Origin of the sequence: Streptomyces sp. NPDC006197 (assembly GCF_040613865.1) — a bacterium.
Taxonomy (GTDB): Bacteria; Actinomycetota; Actinomycetes; order Streptomycetales; family Streptomycetaceae; genus Streptomyces.
Genome location: NZ_JBEXSZ010000017.1, coordinates 21,661 through 36,680, shown reverse-complemented (window position 1 = coordinate 36,680; position 15,020 = coordinate 21,661). Strand labels below are relative to the sequence as shown.

Genomic DNA, 15,020 nt, shown 5'->3' with positions numbered 1-15,020 from the left:
TCACATGGATGCACAAGCTGGTTAGGTGCACCTAACCTACGGGAGGCATGCATGGCGACGCCCGAACGCGCGGAAACCGCCCGGGACCACGTCCCGATGAGTGAGCTGCTCGCGTCCTGCGCGGCCGCCCGAGCCCTCTCGACCCCGCCGCCGGAGCCGTCCGAGCAGGGGGAAGGGAACGAGGCCGTGCGGGACGAGGCGGCGTAGAACCCGTCCGGCGGATCACGGCCGGGCCGCGGCCCGGCCGGGCCGGTCAGGCGACGACGACGACCTTCGCGCCGATCACCGCGAACGCCCACAGCACGTCGCCGTCGGCCCGCTTCATCCGGATGCCGCCGGTCTTCCGGGCCGGGTCCGGGGACGGCGTCGAGCCGTCGACCGCCGCGCTGAAGCCGATCGCCACGTCCTCGGCGGTCGCGAACCGCACCACGTGCTCGATCTGCACGCCGTCCGAACCGCGCACCGAGCCCGAGCGCGAGGTCACCGTGTACGCGCCGGGGACCGGGTCGACCGTGCTCGGCCACACCTTGAACGTGCGGGTCGCCCGGCCCTTCCCGTCCACGAGCCACACCCGGCGGTCGGCGAGCGAGTACACCACCCGCTCGCCGCTGCCCGAACCGGCGGGGACGGCGAGGGGGTCCTTGGCCGGCTGCTTCGGGCCGCCGCTCGGCGAGATCGCGGGGGCGGCCGTGCCCGACGTCCGCGGCTTCGCCGACAGATCGGCCGGCGCGTTCGCCGAGGCCTGGTAGGCGAGGACGCCGACCGCGACGACGGCTGCCGCGGTGAGCCCGGCCACGAATCCCGAGCTGCTCCTTGCCACCGTGCCCACCTCTCGTACGTACGTATCGAAGGGTGACGGTAGCAGCCGACGCCCCGGGGTTCGGGGCAGCGTGCCCGGGAGCCGTAGGCTGTTCGCGTGCTGTTGCTCGCCATGGATACCGCCACCCCCGCCGTCACCGTCGCCCTCCACGACGGCGAGGCCGTCGTCGCCTCGTCGAGTCAGGTCGACGCCCGCCGCCACGGGGAGCTGCTGCTGCCCGCCGTCGACCGCGTCCTCCAGGAGGCCGGGCTGAAACTGGACGCGGTCACCGGGATCGTCGTCGGTGTCGGCCCCGGCCCGTACACCGGCCTCCGGGTCGGCCTCGTCACGGCCGCGGCCTTCTCGTCGGCGCTCGGCGTGCCGGTGCACGGCCTGTGCACCCTCGACGGCCTCGCGTACGCCTCCGGGATCGACGGGCCCTTCGCCGTCGCGACGGACGCGCGCCGCAAGGAGGTGTACTGGGCGCGGTACGAGGACTTCCGCACCCGTGTGGGTGACGCGTCCGTCGACCGGCCCGCCGACATCGCCGAGCGGCTCGCCGGGCTCCCCGTCGTCGGCGCGGGCGCCCGCCTCTACCCCGAGGCCTTCCCGGACGCCCGCGACCCCGAGCACCAGTCGGCCGCCGCGCTCGCCGGGCTCGCGGCCGAGAAGCTGGCCAAGGGCGAGGACGGCTTCCTCGACCCGTTGCCGATGTACCTGCGGCGCCCCGACGCGCAGGTGCCGAAGAACTACAAGGTGGTCACCCCCAAGTGAGCGCCGCCGTGACCGGAGCCGGGGCGGTGACCGGGGCCGTGCTGCGCGAGATGCGCTGGTGGGACATCGAGCCCGTGCTCGCGCTCGAGGCCGAGCTGTTCCCCGAGGACGCATGGTCCGAGGGGATGTTCTGGTCGGAGCTCGCGCACGCCAGGGGACCGCGGGCCACCCGCCACTACGTCGTCGCGGAGGACCCCGCCGACGGCCGTCTCGTCGGGTACGCCGGGCTCGCCGCCGCCGGCGGACTCGGCGACGTGCAGACGATCGCCGTCTCCCGCGACCAGTGGGGCACGGGCCTCGGCGCCCGGCTCCTCACCGACCTGCTCAAGGAAGCCACCGCCTTCGAGTGCGAGGAGGTCCTCCTCGAAGTGCGCGTGGACAACACCCGGGCCCAGAAGCTCTACGAGCGCTTCGGCTTCGAGCCCATCGGTTTCCGGCGCGGCTACTACCAGCCGGGCAATGTCGACGCGCTCGTGATGCGACTGATCGTTCAAGGAACTGGGACTGAGATCTGATGGCTGCTGACGAACCGCTGGTACTCGGCATCGAGACCTCCTGCGACGAGACCGGCGTCGGCATCGTCCACGGGACCACCCTCCTCGCCGACGCCGTCGCCTCCAGCGTCGACACCCACGCCCGCTTCGGCGGCGTCGTGCCCGAGATCGCCTCCCGCGCCCATCTGGAGGCCATGGTCCCGACGATCGAGCGCGCCCTGAAGACGGCCGGGATCTCCGCGAAGGACCTCGACGGCATCGCCGTCACCGCCGGACCCGGCCTCGCGGGCGCCCTGCTCGTCGGCGTCTCCGCCGCCAAGGCGTACGCCTACGCCCTCGGCAAGCCGCTCTACGGCGTCAACCACCTGGCCTCGCACATCTGCGTCGACCAGCTGGAGCACGGCAAGCTGCCCGAGCCGACGATGGCCCTGCTCGTCTCCGGCGGGCACTCCTCGCTGCTGCTCTCCACCGACATCACCTCCGACGTGCGGCCGATGGGCGCCACCATCGACGACGCGGCCGGCGAGGCCTTCGACAAGATCGCCCGCGTCCTCGACCTCGGCTTCCCCGGCGGCCCGGTCATCGACCGGCTCGCCAAGGAGGGCGACCCCGAGGCGATCGCCTTCCCGCGCGGCCTCAGCGGCTCCCGCGACCCCGCCTACGACTTCTCCTTCTCCGGCCTCAAGACCGCCGTGGCCCGCTGGATCGAGGCCAAGCGGGCGGCCGGCGAGGACGTGCCCGTACGGGACGTCGCCGCGTCCTTCCAGGAGGCGGTCGTCGACGTGCTCACCCGCAAGGCCGTCCGGGCCTGCAAGGACGAGGGCGTCGACCACCTGATGATCGGCGGCGGCGTCGCCGCCAACTCGCGGCTGCGGGCCCTCGCCGAGGAGCGCTGCGAGCGCGCCGGGATCCGGCTGCGGGTGCCCCGGCCGGGCCTGTGCACCGACAACGGCGCGATGGTCGCGGCCCTCGGCTCCGAGATGGTCGCCCGGGGCAGGGCGGCCTCCGACCTGGAGCTGTCGGCGGACTCGTCCCTGCCGGTGACGGACCCCCACGTGCCGGGGCGTTCCCACGACCACGACCACGACCACGTGCACGAGGTCAGCAAGGAGAACCTGTACTCGTGAGGCTCACGCTCATGTGGGAGGCCAGGGCCGCCCAGGGCCGGGGCGCCGAGCTCCTGGAGTGGGCACGGGCCCGGGTCCTCGCCCGTGAGCCGGTCCGCCGGGAGCTCTTCCGGGCCCCGCAGGACCGGGTCCTCGTCCTCACCTGGTGGGAGGCGGAGACCTTCGACGCGGAGCTGCCCGAACTGCCGGAGCCGGACGCGGAACTGATCACCCGTCCGGTCCACCGCTGGCGCTTCGAATCGATCGAATAGCCGACACGCGTCCGGAAATAGAGCAACCTTTCGATCGCTTCGGGCATCCCACAGCGTGTGAAGAAGACGATCGCGCTGTGGGCGGCCCTGACCGCCGTCGCCCTCCTGGTGACCGGCTGCACGACGGAGAAGCCGGAAGCCGCCCCCGCCCCGACGGCTTCCCCGTCCACCGCGCCCACCAGGGAAGCCGGACGCAAGGCGCCCGAAGCCCCGGGAGCCGCCGCTGCCGCCGCGTACCGGAGATGGGGTCTGAAGCCCTTCGCCGCCCCGCCCGCCCCGCCCGCGGCCAAGCCCGTGGTCCGCGCGGCCGGCGGACCGGTGCCCGTCATCAGCGAGATCCCCACCCACGAGAAGATCGTCTTCATCACGATCGACGACGGGGCCGAGAAGGACCCCGAGTTCGTCCGGATGATGAAGGACCTCAAGGTCCCGGTCACGATGTTCCTCACGGACGCCGCCATCCGCGCCGACTACCCGTACTTCGCGCCGCTCGTCGCCCAGGGCCACGGCCTCGCCAACCACACCCTCACCCACCCCGACCTGCGCACCCTCTCCCCGGAGGCCCAGCGCCGGGAGATCTGCGGCCAGCAGACGAAGCTGAAGCAGCGGTACGGCACGACCCCGCGGCTCTTCCGGCCGCCGTACGGCAACTGGAACGAGGCCACGCGCGCGGCGGCGGGGGAGTGCGGTCTCGACGCGATCGTGCTGTGGCGCGAGTCCATGCAGATCAAGAACATGCAGTACCAGCGCGGCGACCGGAAGCTGCACCCCGGCGACATCATCCTGGCCCACTTCCGGGGCCCGTCCGAGCTCAAGGGCCGGACGATGACCGAGATGACGGCGACCCTGCTGCGGAAGATCCAGGAGCAGGGGTTCACGGTGGCGCGCCTGGAGGACTACGTCTGAGGCCCACCGGGTCAATCGTTTCGGCGAGGCGCGCCTTAGGGTGCTGGCATGTCCCCGCGTACCCCGCTCCCTCCTCCGCCCCCGCCCGCCGAGCTCCAGAGCTGGCCCGACCGGGAGGCGCGGCTCGCCGACCGGGCGCTGGCGCTCGACGAACTCGGCAGGCGGCTGCTCGGCGGCGGGCGGCTCGCGCTGTTCCTTGTCTGGTTCCTCCTGCTCGAACTGGGCTGGTCGCTGATCGGCGTGCTGCTCATCGAGATCGGCGCGCCGCTCCCCGACCCGATGACGACGATGCTCGGGGTCCTCGCGGCGGTCCCCGGCATCGGGATCCTCGTCCCGGCCGTGTGGCTGACCGTCCGCAGCCTGCGGCGCGACCGGACCGTCCGTGAGCGCCTCGTGCTGTGGGCGGTCCTCGACCGGCACGGCCCGACGGACGCCCGGCTGCGCGCTCCCCTCCTCAGCGTCTGCTGGCTGCTGCTGTCCGCCGCGATGTGCGGGACCGGCCTGTGGCTGGGCTTCGCCGTCCCGGCGGCCGCCACCCGCGACGACGGTTACGGCCTGGTCGCGTACGGCATGGGCGTCGCCCTGATCCTCTGGGTCACGGGGCTGACCGGCCTGGCGAAGGCCGTCGGCCACTACCGCTTCGCGGTGCGGCTCACCGCCCACCGCCCGCGGGCCGGCCGATCAGCATCGTCGGGGCTCCCGCGACCCGAGTGAGCAGCACCGTCGCCGCGTGGGGGCCCTTCGGCTTCACCTTGCGGCGGATCTCCTCGGGTTCGACCGCCGAACCGCGCTTCTTCACGGTGAGGGTGCCGACTTCGCGCTCCCGCAGCAGGGCCTTCAACTTCTTCAGGTTGAAGGGGAGTTCGTCGGTGATCTCGTACGCGGCGGCGTACGGGGTGGGGACGAGCGCGTCCGCCGTCACGTACGCGATCGTCTCGTCGATCAGGCCGCCGTCCAGCTCCTGGGCCACCTCGGCGACGAGATGCGCGCGGATCACGGCGCCGTCCGGCTCGTACAGATAGCGGCCGACCGGGCGGACCGCCGGATCGGGCAGCCCCCGGCCGGTGAGCCCGGCGCCGGAGGGCAGCAGCGTGGCCCGGCGGGCGCCCGGCTCCGTGCCGAACCAGAGCACGGCCTCCTTCACGTCCCCGCCGTCCGAGATCCACTCGGCCTCGGCCTCCTCGGGGACCGCCTCGTGCGGGATGCCCGGCGCCACCTTCAGGGCGGCGTGCGGCGCCCGGCGGGCCGCGTCGATCGCCCAGGAGAGCGGCGGGGAGTACGCCTCGGGGTCGAAGATCCTGCCCCGGCCGCCGCGCCGCGCCGGGTCGACGAAGACCGCGTCGTACGGGCTCGTGTCGATCTCGGTCACGTCCGCGCACCGCACCTCGATCAGCTCCGCGAGGCCGAGCGCCGCCGCGTTGGCCCGGACCGCCTCGGCGGTCAGCGGGTCCCGGTCGACGGCGAGGACGGAGATCCCGGCGCGGGCCAGGGCGATCGCGTCGCCGCCGATCCCGGAGCAGAGGTCCGCGACGCCGCGGACGCCGAGCGCCTTGAGCCGGGCCGCCCGGTACGTGCCGACCGAGGCGCGGGTCGACTGCTCGACGCCGTTGGGCGTGAAGTACATCCGGTACGCGTCCTCGGCGCCGAACTTCGCCACCGCCCGCTGCCGCAGCCGCGCCTGGCCGAGGGCCGCGGTGACGAGTTCGGCGGGGTGGTCGCGGCGCAGCCGGGAGGCGACCGCCAGCTCCTGGGCGGGGTCGTAGTCGCGCAGGGCGGCGAGGAGCGTCTGCCCCTCGGGGGTGAGCAGGGCGGCGAAGGAGGCGAGGTCGGTCACCCGCCCCATTCTGCGCCCCAGGGCGCCTGTGGGCCGCCCGGGGGACGGTGGGTGCGGTACGGCGGTGTCGTGGCTCGGAAGGGGCCCCGCGCTGACAGGATGCGGCGCCATGCAGCTCGTACGACAAAAGGATCAGATGATGGCAAAGGGTGTGCACCGCTCCCGCCGGACGCTCGGGGCGGCGCTCGCCGTGGCCGCCCTCGCCTCCGCCGCCACGGCCTGCTCCGGCAGTGCCGAACCCGAGCGCGGCGCACCCGCACCCGCCCCCGCCGCCGCCGGACAGCGGGGCCCGGTCGCCGGCGCCCTCAACGCGTACGTCGAGAGGGTCCGCGCGCGGCGCGCCGCCCGCGTGCTCGCCGCCAAGAAGTGGGGCCTCGCCAAACCCCCGCTCGAAGCGCCCGCCCCGCCCGCCGTCAAGCCGAAGATCACCACCCGCAAGGGCTTCGAGACGGACGGAGAGGGGCTGCCGCCCGTCTTCACCACCGTGCCGACCAAGCAGAAGGTCGTCTTCCTGACGATCGACGACGGCGCGGAGAAGGACCCCCGGCTGCTCACGATGATGAAGGAGCTGCGGATCCCCTACAGCGCCTTCCTCAGCGACTACGTCGTCAAGGACGACTACGGCTACTTCGCGAAGATGCAGAAGTCGCAGGAGTCCGGCGTCTCCCTGCACAACCACACCCTCCACCACCGCTACCTGCCCGCACTCTCGTACGGCGAGCAGAAGCACGAGATCTGCGGCATGCAGGACGTCATGGAGAAGCGGTTCGGCAAGCGGCCCCCGCTCTTCCGCCCGCCGTACGGCAACTACAACGAGGACACCCTGCGCGCCGCGAAGAGCTGCGGCGTCAAGGCCGTCCCGCTCTGGGCCGCCGAGGCCTTCCCCGACCACATGGAGTGGCGCGAGTGGGACCGGGACCTGCACCCCGGCGACATCGTGCTCACCCATTTCCGCGGCAAGGAGGACTGGAAGGGCACCATGCCGGACATGATCCGCCGTGTGATGAACGTGATCACGTCCAAGGGGTACGCGGTGGCGAAACTCGAGGACTACGTATGAGAGGACCACGTACGAAGGGGCCGCGTACGAGGAGGCCGCGTACGAGGTGGGTCGCCGCCCTCGCCGTGACGGGCGCGCTCCTCGCCCTCCCGGCCTGCGCCTCCTCGGTCGACCCGATCGAGCGGCTCGGCCGGAAGGCGGCGGAGCAGGTGCGTCCCCGCCCCTCGCCGGTCCAGCACGTACGGGCGGCGGTGGACGCGAAGCGCTGCGAAGGGGCCCGGGCGCCCCGTACGGTCACGCCACGGGACGATGAATTGGCACTCCGCTTGACCGAGTGCTAATCGCGGTCATAGTCTCGGCTCTGGCACTCCCCACTGGAGAGTGCCAACACAGCGACGGGCAGGTCCGGCACCCGCGACGACGGATCCACCTGGTCGCCACCTCAGACAGTTAACCCCGTGAGATCTCCGAAGGGGGAGGTCGGATCGTGACGACCACCAGCTCCAAGGTTGCCATCAAGCCGCTCGAGGACCGCATTGTGGTCCAGCCGCTCGACGCCGAGCAGACCACCGCCTCTGGCCTGGTCATTCCGGACACCGCCAAGGAGAAGCCCCAGGAGGGCGTCGTCCTGGCCGTGGGCCCGGGCCGCTTCGAGAACGGCGAGCGTCTGCCGCTCGACGTCAAGACCGGCGACATCGTGCTGTACAGCAAGTACGGCGGCACCGAGGTGAAGTACAGCGGCGAGGAGTACCTCGTCCTCTCGGCTCGCGACGTGCTCGCGATCGTCGAGAAGTAATTCTCCGAAGTACCGAAGTACCTGAAGCAGATGCTTTGAGCTGCGCCCCGAGGCCCCTTTCCCAGGCGCCCCGGGGCGCGGTTCGTTCCACCCGATTCCGAGAGGGCTGAACCGCTCCCATGGCGAAGATCCTGAAGTTCGACGAGGACGCCCGTCGCGCCCTTGAGCGCGGCGTCAACAAGCTTGCCGACACGGTGAAGGTGACGATCGGCCCCAAGGGCCGCAACGTCGTCATCGACAAGAAGTTCGGCGCCCCCACCATCACCAACGACGGTGTCACGATCGCCCGCGAGGTCGAGATCGAGGACCCGTACGAGAACCTCGGCGCCCAGCTCGTGAAGGAGGTGGCGACCAAGACCAACGACATCGCGGGTGACGGCACCACCACCGCCACCGTGCTCGCCCAGGCCCTGGTCCGCGAGGGTCTGCGCAACGTCGCCGCCGGCGCCTCCCCGGCCGCCCTGAAGAAGGGCATCGACGCCGCCGTCAAGGCCGTCTCCGAGGAGCTCCTGGCCACCGCGCGCCCGATCGACGACAAGTCCGACATCGCCGCCGTCGCCGCGCTCTCCGCGCAGGACCAGCAGGTCGGCGAGCTCATCGCCGAGGCGATGGACAAGGTCGGCAAGGACGGTGTCATCACCGTCGAGGAGTCCAACACCTTCGGCCTGGAGCTCGACTTCACCGAGGGCATGGCCTTCGACAAGGGCTACCTGTCCCCCTACATGGTGACCGACCAGGAGCGCATGGAGGCCGTCCTCGACGACCCGTACATCCTGATCCACCAGGGCAAGATCTCCTCGATCCAGGACCTGCTGCCCATCCTGGAGAAGGTCATCCAGGCCGGCGCCAGCAAGCCGCTCCTGATCATCGCCGAGGACGTCGAGGGCGAGGCCCTCTCCACCCTCGTCGTCAACAAGATCCGTGGCACCTTCAACGCCGTGGCCGTCAAGGCCCCCGGCTTCGGTGACCGCCGCAAGGCGATGCTCGGCGACATGGCCACCCTCACCGGTGCCACCGTCATCGCCGAGGAGGTCGGCCTCAAGCTCGACCAGGCCGGTCTCGACGTGCTGGGCACCGCCCGCCGCGTGACCATCACCAAGGACGACACCACCATCGTCGACGGTGGCGGCAACTCCGAGGACGTCGCGGGCCGCGTCAACCAGATCAAGGCCGAGATCGAGTCCACGGACTCCGACTGGGACCGCGAGAAGCTCCAGGAGCGCCTCGCGAAGCTCGCCGGCGGCGTCTGCGTGATCAAGGTCGGCGCCGCCACCGAGGTGGAGCTGAAGGAGAAGAAGCACCGTCTGGAGGACGCCATCTCCGCGACCCGCGCCGCGGTCGAGGAGGGCATCGTCTCCGGTGGTGGCTCCGCGCTCGTCCACGCCGTCAAGGTCCTCGAGGGCAACCTCGACAAGACCGGCGACGAGGCCACCGGTGTCGCCGTCGTCCGCCGCGCCGCCGTCGAGCCGCTGCGCTGGATCGCCGAGAACGCCGGCCTCGAGGGCTACGTCATCACCTCGAAGGTGGCGGAGCTGGAGAAGGGCAACGGCTTCAACGCCGCGACCGGCGAGTACGGCGACCTGGTCAAGGCCGGCGTCATCGACCCGGTGAAGGTGACGCGCTCCGCTCTGGAGAACGCCGCCTCGATCGCCTCCCTCCTCCTCACCACCGAGACCCTCGTGGTGGAGAAGAAGGAAGAGGAGCCGGCGGACCACGGCCACGGCCACGGTCACGGCCACTCCCACTGAGGCCTGTAGCCCGTAGCCGAGGCCCGGTGCTCCCGTCGCGGGAGCACCGGGCCTCGGTGTTTTCTCACGCCTCCACGGCTCCGAGCTGTTCCATGAGCCCGAGCAGGTCGTACTGCCACCAGCCCTCGACGGCCTTCCCGTCCTCCCGGAAGCGGTGGACGACCATCCCGGTCATGCTCACCTCCATCCCGGTCGGCTGGAGCCCCATGAAGTCGCCGACATGGGTGCCGTTCCAGGTCCAGCGCGTGCAGACCCGGTCGCCGTCGGCGATCTGGTCCTCGACGGTGAAGGTGAAGTCGAAGGCCGCCCGCCACATCTCGGCCTCGCGCCGCACCGCGTCCATGCCGTACGCGTCGTTCGGAGTGCTCGGATCGTGGTCGTGGTACCCCTCGGCGAACACCTCGTCCAGCGGCGGGAGCTCCCCGGGCTCCGAGAGCAGCTCGAAGAACCGGCGGGAGGCCGCCTTGTACATCTGCTCGTCCCGGACCACGTCCAGGTCGGTGAAGGTCGGCATCTCGTCACAGAGCGCGACCATCTCACGGAAGATCCGGTCGGTCTCGGGGAGCTGCGAATTGCGCATGGCCACGTCGTACGAGGGGAACTCGACGATCTCCACGACGTGAGAGGCGTCGGAACGGTCCTTGCCGACGATGCTGTGCGTCGCGGTCCGCTTCCCCTTGGTCTGCTCGACCCACCGGTCCATCAGCCGGTTCAGGTCGTCGACCCGGCTCGTCTTGCAGTCGATGATCTGTACGAAAGTCATGACGCCTCCCGACCGAGGTAGGACCCCTTCAGTCTAGGTTGGACGCATGGAGCGGGCAGGGGGAGAGCAGCGGCCGCCGATCACGGTCGACAACGGCTCGGGCGTCGTCGTCATCGGCGACGGAAACCACGTCGTGCGCGGCCCGGCACCGGCTTCCGTCCGCTCGGCGTACCGGGAACAGGTCCGCCGGATCGCTCCCCCCGAACTCGTCGGCCGCGAAGTGGAGTTGGCGGAACTCGCGGCGTTCTGCCTCGCCGATTCCGGCCCCGCGTACACCTGGTGGCGCGCCGAGGCCTGGGCGGGGAAGACGGCCCTCCTCTCCTGGTTCGCCCTCGACCCACCGCCGGGCGTCCGGATCGTCCCCTTCTTCGTCACGGCCCGGCTCGGCGCTCAGAACGACGTCGCCGCGTACGTGGACGTCGTCCTGGAGCAGCTGGCGGAGGTGGCGGGGGAGGGTCTCCCCGCACTCCTGACGGCCGCCACCCGCGAGGCCCACCTGTTGCGTCTGTACTCGTCGGCCGCGGAGTCCTGCGCCTCCCGCGGCGAACGGCTGGTCCTCCTCGTCGACGGCCTGGACGAGGACCGGGGCGTGACCACCGGCCCCGACGCCCACTCGATCGCCTCCCTCCTCCCGTACGACCTGCCCGTCATCGTCTCCGGCCGCCTCAACCCGCCGCTCCCGGCCGATGTGCCCGACGACCACCCGCTCCGCGACCCCGACGTCGTCCGGATCCTGGCCCCCTCCCCGAGGGCCCGCGCGATCCGGACGGAGGCGGAACGCGAGTTGAAGCGGCTCCTGGAGGCGGGAGGCCTCCCGTACGAACTCCTGGGGCTGCTGACCGCCGGCGGCGGCGGCCTGACCGCGGACGACCTCGTGGAACTGACGGGCGCGGTCCCGTACCACGTCAAGGACGTGCTCAGGACGGGGCCGGGCCGGACCTTCGCGGTACGGGGCGAGACGTACCTGCTCGCGCACGAGGAACTGGTCGCCGGAGCGCGGGAGATGCTGGGGGAGCGGGAGCTCGACCGGTGGCGGACGGTGCTGCACGGATGGGCCGATCGCCAACAGGAGCAGGGCTGGCCGGACGGCACCCCGGACTACCTGTTGCACGGCTACGTCCCGATGCTGCGGGCCGAGCGGGACGTGGCACGGCTGGTGGCCTGTGCGGCGGACGAGCGGCGCCACGAACGGCTGCTGACCGTGACGGGCGGAGACGCGGCGGCCCTCGCCGAGATCGGAGCGGCGGAGGACGCGGTCCTCGGCGAGGCGGAGGCCGGGGACTCCGTGGCGGCCGCGCTGCGGCTCGCGACGGCCCGGTCGGCGCTGCTGCGGGACAGCGGAAGCGTGCCGCTCTGCCTGCCGGTGGGGTGGGCGGCCGTCGGACAGCCGGACCGCGCCGTGGCGCTCGCCCGGAGCATGGAGGGGGCCCGCGCCGTCGCCGGACTGTGCGGGGTGGCGGAGAAGCTGCTGGACGCGGGGGAGCGGGAGCGGGCCGAGGAGCTCGCCGACGAGGCGGAGCCGCTGACAGCGGGCTTCTCGGGCCTCACCCCGCCCGTCATGGGGGATGCCCTCCCCCTGCTGCTCGTCCGCCTCGGCGCCCACGAGCGGGCGGAACGGCTGGTGAGGAGGACAGGCGCCCGCGTGCGCCTCCACTCCCGCCGGGTACTCGTGGACCTGCTGCTCGCGGCGCGGCAGTACGGACGGGCCGTCGCCCTCCTGGAGGAGGAGTCGGACCCGACCAGCCGACCTGTCCTGCGGGCCGCCGTCGTGGAGGCCCTGGCCCGGGACGGTCACGCCGAGGAGGCGGTACAGGAGGCGTACCGGGGGAAGGAGGAACCGGGCGGACAGGTGGTGTTGCAGCTCCGGGCCTCGGTCGCACTGCGTGCGGCCGGGCAACGGGAGGCGGCGGAGCAACTGCTGCGCACTGCCGCGATGCTCCGGGAGCGCCTGGACTCCCGGCAGATCGCCAGGTTCGGCGGGGCGGTGATCGACGCCCTCTTCGCGGCCGGGGAGACCGAAGCGGCGCGGGCCGCCGGTACGGGGGAGACGGCTTTCTCGTACGTCCTCACGCTGGTGAAGCACGGCCGCTGGGACGAAGCCCTGGAGGTCGCCGGGACCCTGGACACCACCGGCAGGGCGGACGCGCACGGACGTATCGCCCGCGAGCTGGCCAGGGCCGGCGCCGTCGAGCGGGCCCTGGCCCTGGCCCCGGCCTCGGACACGCGCTGGTACGCCCACGATCCCTGGCCCACCCTCGCCGAGGCGCTGCTGGCACGCGGCGACCTGGACGCCGTCGCCCCGCTGTGCGGACGGCTCGTGGAGAGCCCGGACGCGCCCTGGCGAAGCTCCGGGCAGAGCGCCGGTGGCCTCCGGGTGCTCGGAGCCTTCCTGCGCCGGCTGGTCGCGGAGGGGGCGGTGGACCGGGCGCGTGCGGTCATGAGGGACATCGGGGAGAACGCGGAGGCCGTCGCCGTGTTCGCGGAGGCGCTCTACGAGGCGGGCCACGTCGCCGAGGCCCGGCGGCTGCTCGCGGCGGAGGAGAGGAGAGCGCGCGTACCCACGCGCGAGGCGCTGGCCGGGGACCTGGCGGCGCTCGCCCGGGCGCTGGCGGAGGCCGGACGGCGCGACGAGGCGGTGGACCTGCTCCAAGCCGTGGAGAACGAGCCGGGTCTGGTGCCGCACGACGCTGCCCGCGCGGCCCTCGCGGCGGGGCGGCTGGAGTGGGCGGAGACGTTCGTCCGGGTGACGCCGCGGGGCCTGCAACACGACCTGTTCTCCCGGCTCGTCGAGGCGCACGCGTCCGAGGGGGAGTTCGACCGGGCCCTGCGCGTGGTCGACCACACGGACCCGAGGTCGGGCATCATCCAGGATGCGGCCGTGGCCTTCGCCGGCGCCGGTGCCCGGGAGCGGGCGGAGGAACTGATGGCACGCCTGCCCGACACGCTGAACGTCGTGAAGGTGTACGCGCGGATGGTGGTGGCCTGCGTACGGCAGGGGCGTCGCGAGGACGCCGAGCACTTCCTGGCCGTCGCCCGCGCCGGGAAGCTCGACGGGCCCTCGTCGCTGGACCTGCTGCGTGCCGAGTGCGTCGTGCGACCGGAGAACGCGGCCGTCCTCGGCAGGGAATGCTTCGCCCGGTTCCCGTGGCAGCGGAACTCGCCCGTCGCGCTCGTCGTCATCGGTGCGTACGACGAGGTACTGGCCCGGTTCCGGAAGCATCCGCAGAGCTATACGGGTCGGTGGTCCGTCACCGTGGTCACCGAACTGCTGCGGGCCGGCCGGCACGACCACGCCGCCACCCTCCTCGACGGCATGCACCACGTGGGTGCGCCCTGTGGCGAGGCCTACGCCCTGCTGGCCCGGGCCGAGCCCGATCCCGTACGGGCCCGGCGCTGGGCCGTCCTCGCGCTGCGGCTGGGGGAGCGGCCGGTCGTGCTGCCGGCCGTGCTCGCCGTCGCGCCCGAGGCGGTTCCGCTCGTCCTCGACGAGGCCGCGCGGCTACGCCGAGCGCTGGAGGTCTGACGCCCGTACCTCCTCCGCGAAGGGTTCTCCGCGTCCGTACCGCGCCACCTCCTCGATCGCCTGGTCCGCCATCCGGTGGAGTTCGTTGCCGAGGGAGCCGGCGACGTGGGGGGTGAGGAGGACGTTCGGGAGGGTCCACAACGGGGAGTCGGGCGAGGGGAGTTCCGGGTCCGTCACGTCGAGGATCGCGTGGAGGCGGCCGGAGACGAGGTGGGGGAGGAGGGCCTGCTCGTCGACGAGGGAGCCCCGGGCGGTGTTGATCAGGGTCGTGCCGGTCGGCATCGCGGCGAGCTGCGCCGCGCCGATCATGTGGTGCGTGGCGGGGAGTTGCGGCGCGTGCACCGAGACGATCGTGCTGCGGGCGCAGAGTTCGTCGAGGCCGACGAGTGCGGTGCCGGGCGGCGGGGTCGTCACGTACGGGTCGTACAGGAGGACCTCGAAGTCGAAGGGGCGGAGGAGTTCGAGGATCCGGCGGCCGATGCGGGAGGCGCCGACGATCCCGATCGTGCGGCGGTGGTTGCCCCAGGTGGTGGACTCCTCCAGCCAGGCGTGGTCGGTGCGCAGTTCGGCGTACCGCTGGGCCGAGCGCAGGACCCGCTTCCCGGCGAAGAGGATCGCGGCGAGCGTGTACTCGGCGACCGGCAGCGCGTTGGCGGCGGCGGCCGAGGTGACGCGCAGGCCCCGGTCCCAGCAGGCGTCGGTGATGTGGTGTTTGACGGAGCCGGCCGCGTGGACGACCGCTGTGAGCCGCGGGGCGCGGTCGAGGACCTCGGGGGTGAGGGGGGTCGCTCCCCAGCAGGTGAGGAGGATCTCGGCCTCGGCGAGGGCGGCGGCGACCCGCGGGGCCGGGGAGGTCAGGTCGTGGGCGACCAGGTGGGGGTCGGTCCGGGTGAGGTGGGACAGGCGGGTGCGGTGGGCTTCCGTGAGGAGGCGCTCGTCGACTCCGGGGCCCATCGCGAGCAGGAGCGTCGGGCGATTGTCAGTGGTGGGGTGCATGGTGGTCAC

General features: G+C 72.6%; 16 protein-coding genes. 12 read left to right on the top strand and 4 right to left on the bottom strand.

What is annotated here, in order from left to right:
- Positions 1-51 precede the first annotated feature (51 nt).
- Positions 52-207 (top strand): hypothetical protein, encoded by a 156-nt coding sequence (locus tag ABZ318_RS07975; RefSeq protein ID WP_356901644.1) that lies wholly within the window; start codon positions 52-54, stop codon positions 205-207.
- Between the two features lie 46 nt (positions 208-253).
- Here the strand turns inward: ABZ318_RS07975 and ABZ318_RS07970 are convergent, their stop codons facing one another.
- Positions 254-820 carry a L,D-transpeptidase gene (locus ABZ318_RS07970; protein WP_356901643.1) on the bottom strand — a complete coding sequence of 189 codons (567 nt, stop codon included), beginning with the start codon at positions 818-820 and terminating at the stop codon, positions 254-256.
- A 96-nt stretch (positions 821-916) separates the two neighbouring features.
- Between ABZ318_RS07970 and tsaB the strand changes: the two genes are divergently transcribed.
- The 6 genes from tsaB to ABZ318_RS07940 are packed head-to-tail and all read left to right on the top strand — an operon-like array spanning position 917 to position 5,065.
- Positions 917-1,573: a tRNA (adenosine(37)-N6)-threonylcarbamoyltransferase complex dimerization subunit type 1 TsaB gene (gene tsaB, locus ABZ318_RS07965; protein WP_356901642.1), complete on the top strand. Its 657-nt coding sequence runs from the start codon at positions 917-919 to the stop codon at positions 1,571-1,573.
- 50 nt (positions 1,574-1,623) lie between these two features.
- Positions 1,624-2,088: a ribosomal protein S18-alanine N-acetyltransferase gene (rimI, locus tag ABZ318_RS07960; protein ID WP_351192155.1), complete on the top strand. Its 465-nt coding sequence runs from the start codon at positions 1,624-1,626 to the stop codon at positions 2,086-2,088.
- Positions 2,088-3,194, top strand: a complete 1,107-nt coding sequence (gene tsaD / locus ABZ318_RS07955) for a tRNA (adenosine(37)-N6)-threonylcarbamoyltransferase complex transferase subunit TsaD (protein ID WP_356901641.1) — start codon at positions 2,088-2,090, stop codon at positions 3,192-3,194. The genes rimI and tsaD overlap by 1 nt, the downstream gene beginning before the upstream one ends.
- A gap of 11 nt (positions 3,195-3,205) precedes the next feature.
- Complete coding sequence (locus tag ABZ318_RS07950) at positions 3,206-3,445, top strand: hypothetical protein (protein ID WP_356901672.1); 240 nt, start codon at positions 3,206-3,208, stop codon at positions 3,443-3,445.
- 57 nt (positions 3,446-3,502) lie between these two features.
- Positions 3,503-4,351: a polysaccharide deacetylase family protein gene (locus ABZ318_RS07945; RefSeq protein WP_356901640.1), complete on the top strand. Its 849-nt coding sequence runs from the start codon at positions 3,503-3,505 to the stop codon at positions 4,349-4,351.
- Between the two features lie 48 nt (positions 4,352-4,399).
- On the top strand, positions 4,400-5,065 hold the full coding sequence (locus tag ABZ318_RS07940; RefSeq protein ID WP_356901639.1) for a hypothetical protein: 666 nt from the start codon (positions 4,400-4,402) through the stop codon (positions 5,063-5,065).
- On the opposite strand, the gene ABZ318_RS07935 is transcribed toward ABZ318_RS07940, so the two are convergent.
- Positions 5,004-6,194, bottom strand: a complete 1,191-nt coding sequence (locus ABZ318_RS07935; protein ID WP_356901638.1) for a class I SAM-dependent methyltransferase — start codon at positions 6,192-6,194, stop codon at positions 5,004-5,006. The two genes, ABZ318_RS07940 and ABZ318_RS07935, sit on opposite strands and share 62 nt — an antisense overlap.
- Before the next feature lie 130 nt (positions 6,195-6,324).
- Between ABZ318_RS07935 and ABZ318_RS07930 the strand changes: the two genes are divergently transcribed.
- The 4 genes from ABZ318_RS07930 (at position 6,325) to groL (ending at position 9,729) form a co-directional block, all read left to right on the top strand.
- The gene (locus tag ABZ318_RS07930) at positions 6,325-7,245 is read left to right on the top strand and encodes a polysaccharide deacetylase family protein (RefSeq protein ID WP_356901671.1); all 921 of its coding nucleotides are present in this window, start codon (positions 6,325-6,327) and stop codon (positions 7,243-7,245) included.
- The gene (locus ABZ318_RS07925) at positions 7,242-7,526 is read left to right on the top strand and encodes a hypothetical protein (protein WP_356901637.1); all 285 of its coding nucleotides are present in this window, start codon (positions 7,242-7,244) and stop codon (positions 7,524-7,526) included. Before ABZ318_RS07930 ends, ABZ318_RS07925 begins: the two co-directional genes overlap by 4 nt.
- 146 nt (positions 7,527-7,672) lie before the next feature.
- Complete coding sequence (groES, locus tag ABZ318_RS07920; protein WP_010471835.1) at positions 7,673-7,981, top strand: co-chaperone GroES; 309 nt, start codon at positions 7,673-7,675, stop codon at positions 7,979-7,981.
- A gap of 119 nt (positions 7,982-8,100) precedes the next feature.
- Positions 8,101-9,729 carry a chaperonin GroEL gene (gene groL / locus ABZ318_RS07915; protein WP_356901636.1) on the top strand — a complete coding sequence of 543 codons (1,629 nt, stop codon included), beginning with the start codon at positions 8,101-8,103 and terminating at the stop codon, positions 9,727-9,729.
- Between the two features lie 64 nt (positions 9,730-9,793).
- On the opposite strand, the gene ABZ318_RS07910 is transcribed toward groL, so the two are convergent.
- Complete coding sequence (locus tag ABZ318_RS07910) at positions 9,794-10,492, bottom strand: ester cyclase (protein ID WP_356901635.1); 699 nt, start codon at positions 10,490-10,492, stop codon at positions 9,794-9,796.
- A 46-nt stretch (positions 10,493-10,538) separates the two neighbouring features.
- Between ABZ318_RS07910 and ABZ318_RS07905 the strand changes: the two genes are divergently transcribed.
- A complete protein-coding gene (locus ABZ318_RS07905) occupies positions 10,539-14,015 on the top strand; it encodes a hypothetical protein (RefSeq protein WP_356901634.1) in 3,477 nt (1,158 codons plus the stop codon).
- On the opposite strand, the gene ABZ318_RS07900 is transcribed toward ABZ318_RS07905, so the two are convergent.
- Entirely contained in the window at positions 13,992-15,011 is a 1,020-nt protein-coding gene (locus ABZ318_RS07900) for a hydroxyacid dehydrogenase (RefSeq protein ID WP_356901670.1), read from the bottom strand. The two genes, ABZ318_RS07905 and ABZ318_RS07900, sit on opposite strands and share 24 nt — an antisense overlap.
- Positions 15,012-15,020: the final 9 nt, after the last annotated feature.

Coding starts and splice junctions, on each gene's coding strand:
- ABZ318_RS07975 (WP_356901644.1), top strand. CDS start 52: ATGGCGACGCCCGAACGCGCGGAAACCGCCCGGGACCACGTCCCGATG.
- rimI (WP_351192155.1), top strand. CDS start 1,624: ATGCGCTGGTGGGACATCGAGCCCGTGCTCGCGCTCGAGGCCGAGCTG.
- tsaD (WP_356901641.1), top strand. CDS start 2,088: ATGGCTGCTGACGAACCGCTGGTACTCGGCATCGAGACCTCCTGCGAC.
- ABZ318_RS07950 (WP_356901672.1), top strand. CDS start 3,206: ATGTGGGAGGCCAGGGCCGCCCAGGGCCGGGGCGCCGAGCTCCTGGAG.
- ABZ318_RS07940 (WP_356901639.1), top strand. CDS start 4,400: ATGTCCCCGCGTACCCCGCTCCCTCCTCCGCCCCCGCCCGCCGAGCTC.
- ABZ318_RS07935 (WP_356901638.1), bottom strand. CDS start 6,194: ATGGGGCGGGTGACCGACCTCGCCTCCTTCGCCGCCCTGCTCACCCCC.
- ABZ318_RS07930 (WP_356901671.1), top strand. CDS start 6,325: ATGGCAAAGGGTGTGCACCGCTCCCGCCGGACGCTCGGGGCGGCGCTC.
- ABZ318_RS07925 (WP_356901637.1), top strand. CDS start 7,242: ATGAGAGGACCACGTACGAAGGGGCCGCGTACGAGGAGGCCGCGTACG.
- groL (WP_356901636.1), top strand. CDS start 8,101: ATGGCGAAGATCCTGAAGTTCGACGAGGACGCCCGTCGCGCCCTTGAG.
- ABZ318_RS07910 (WP_356901635.1), bottom strand. CDS start 10,492: ATGACTTTCGTACAGATCATCGACTGCAAGACGAGCCGGGTCGACGAC.
- ABZ318_RS07905 (WP_356901634.1), top strand. CDS start 10,539: ATGGAGCGGGCAGGGGGAGAGCAGCGGCCGCCGATCACGGTCGACAAC.
- ABZ318_RS07900 (WP_356901670.1), bottom strand. CDS start 15,011: ATGCACCCCACCACTGACAATCGCCCGACGCTCCTGCTCGCGATGGGC.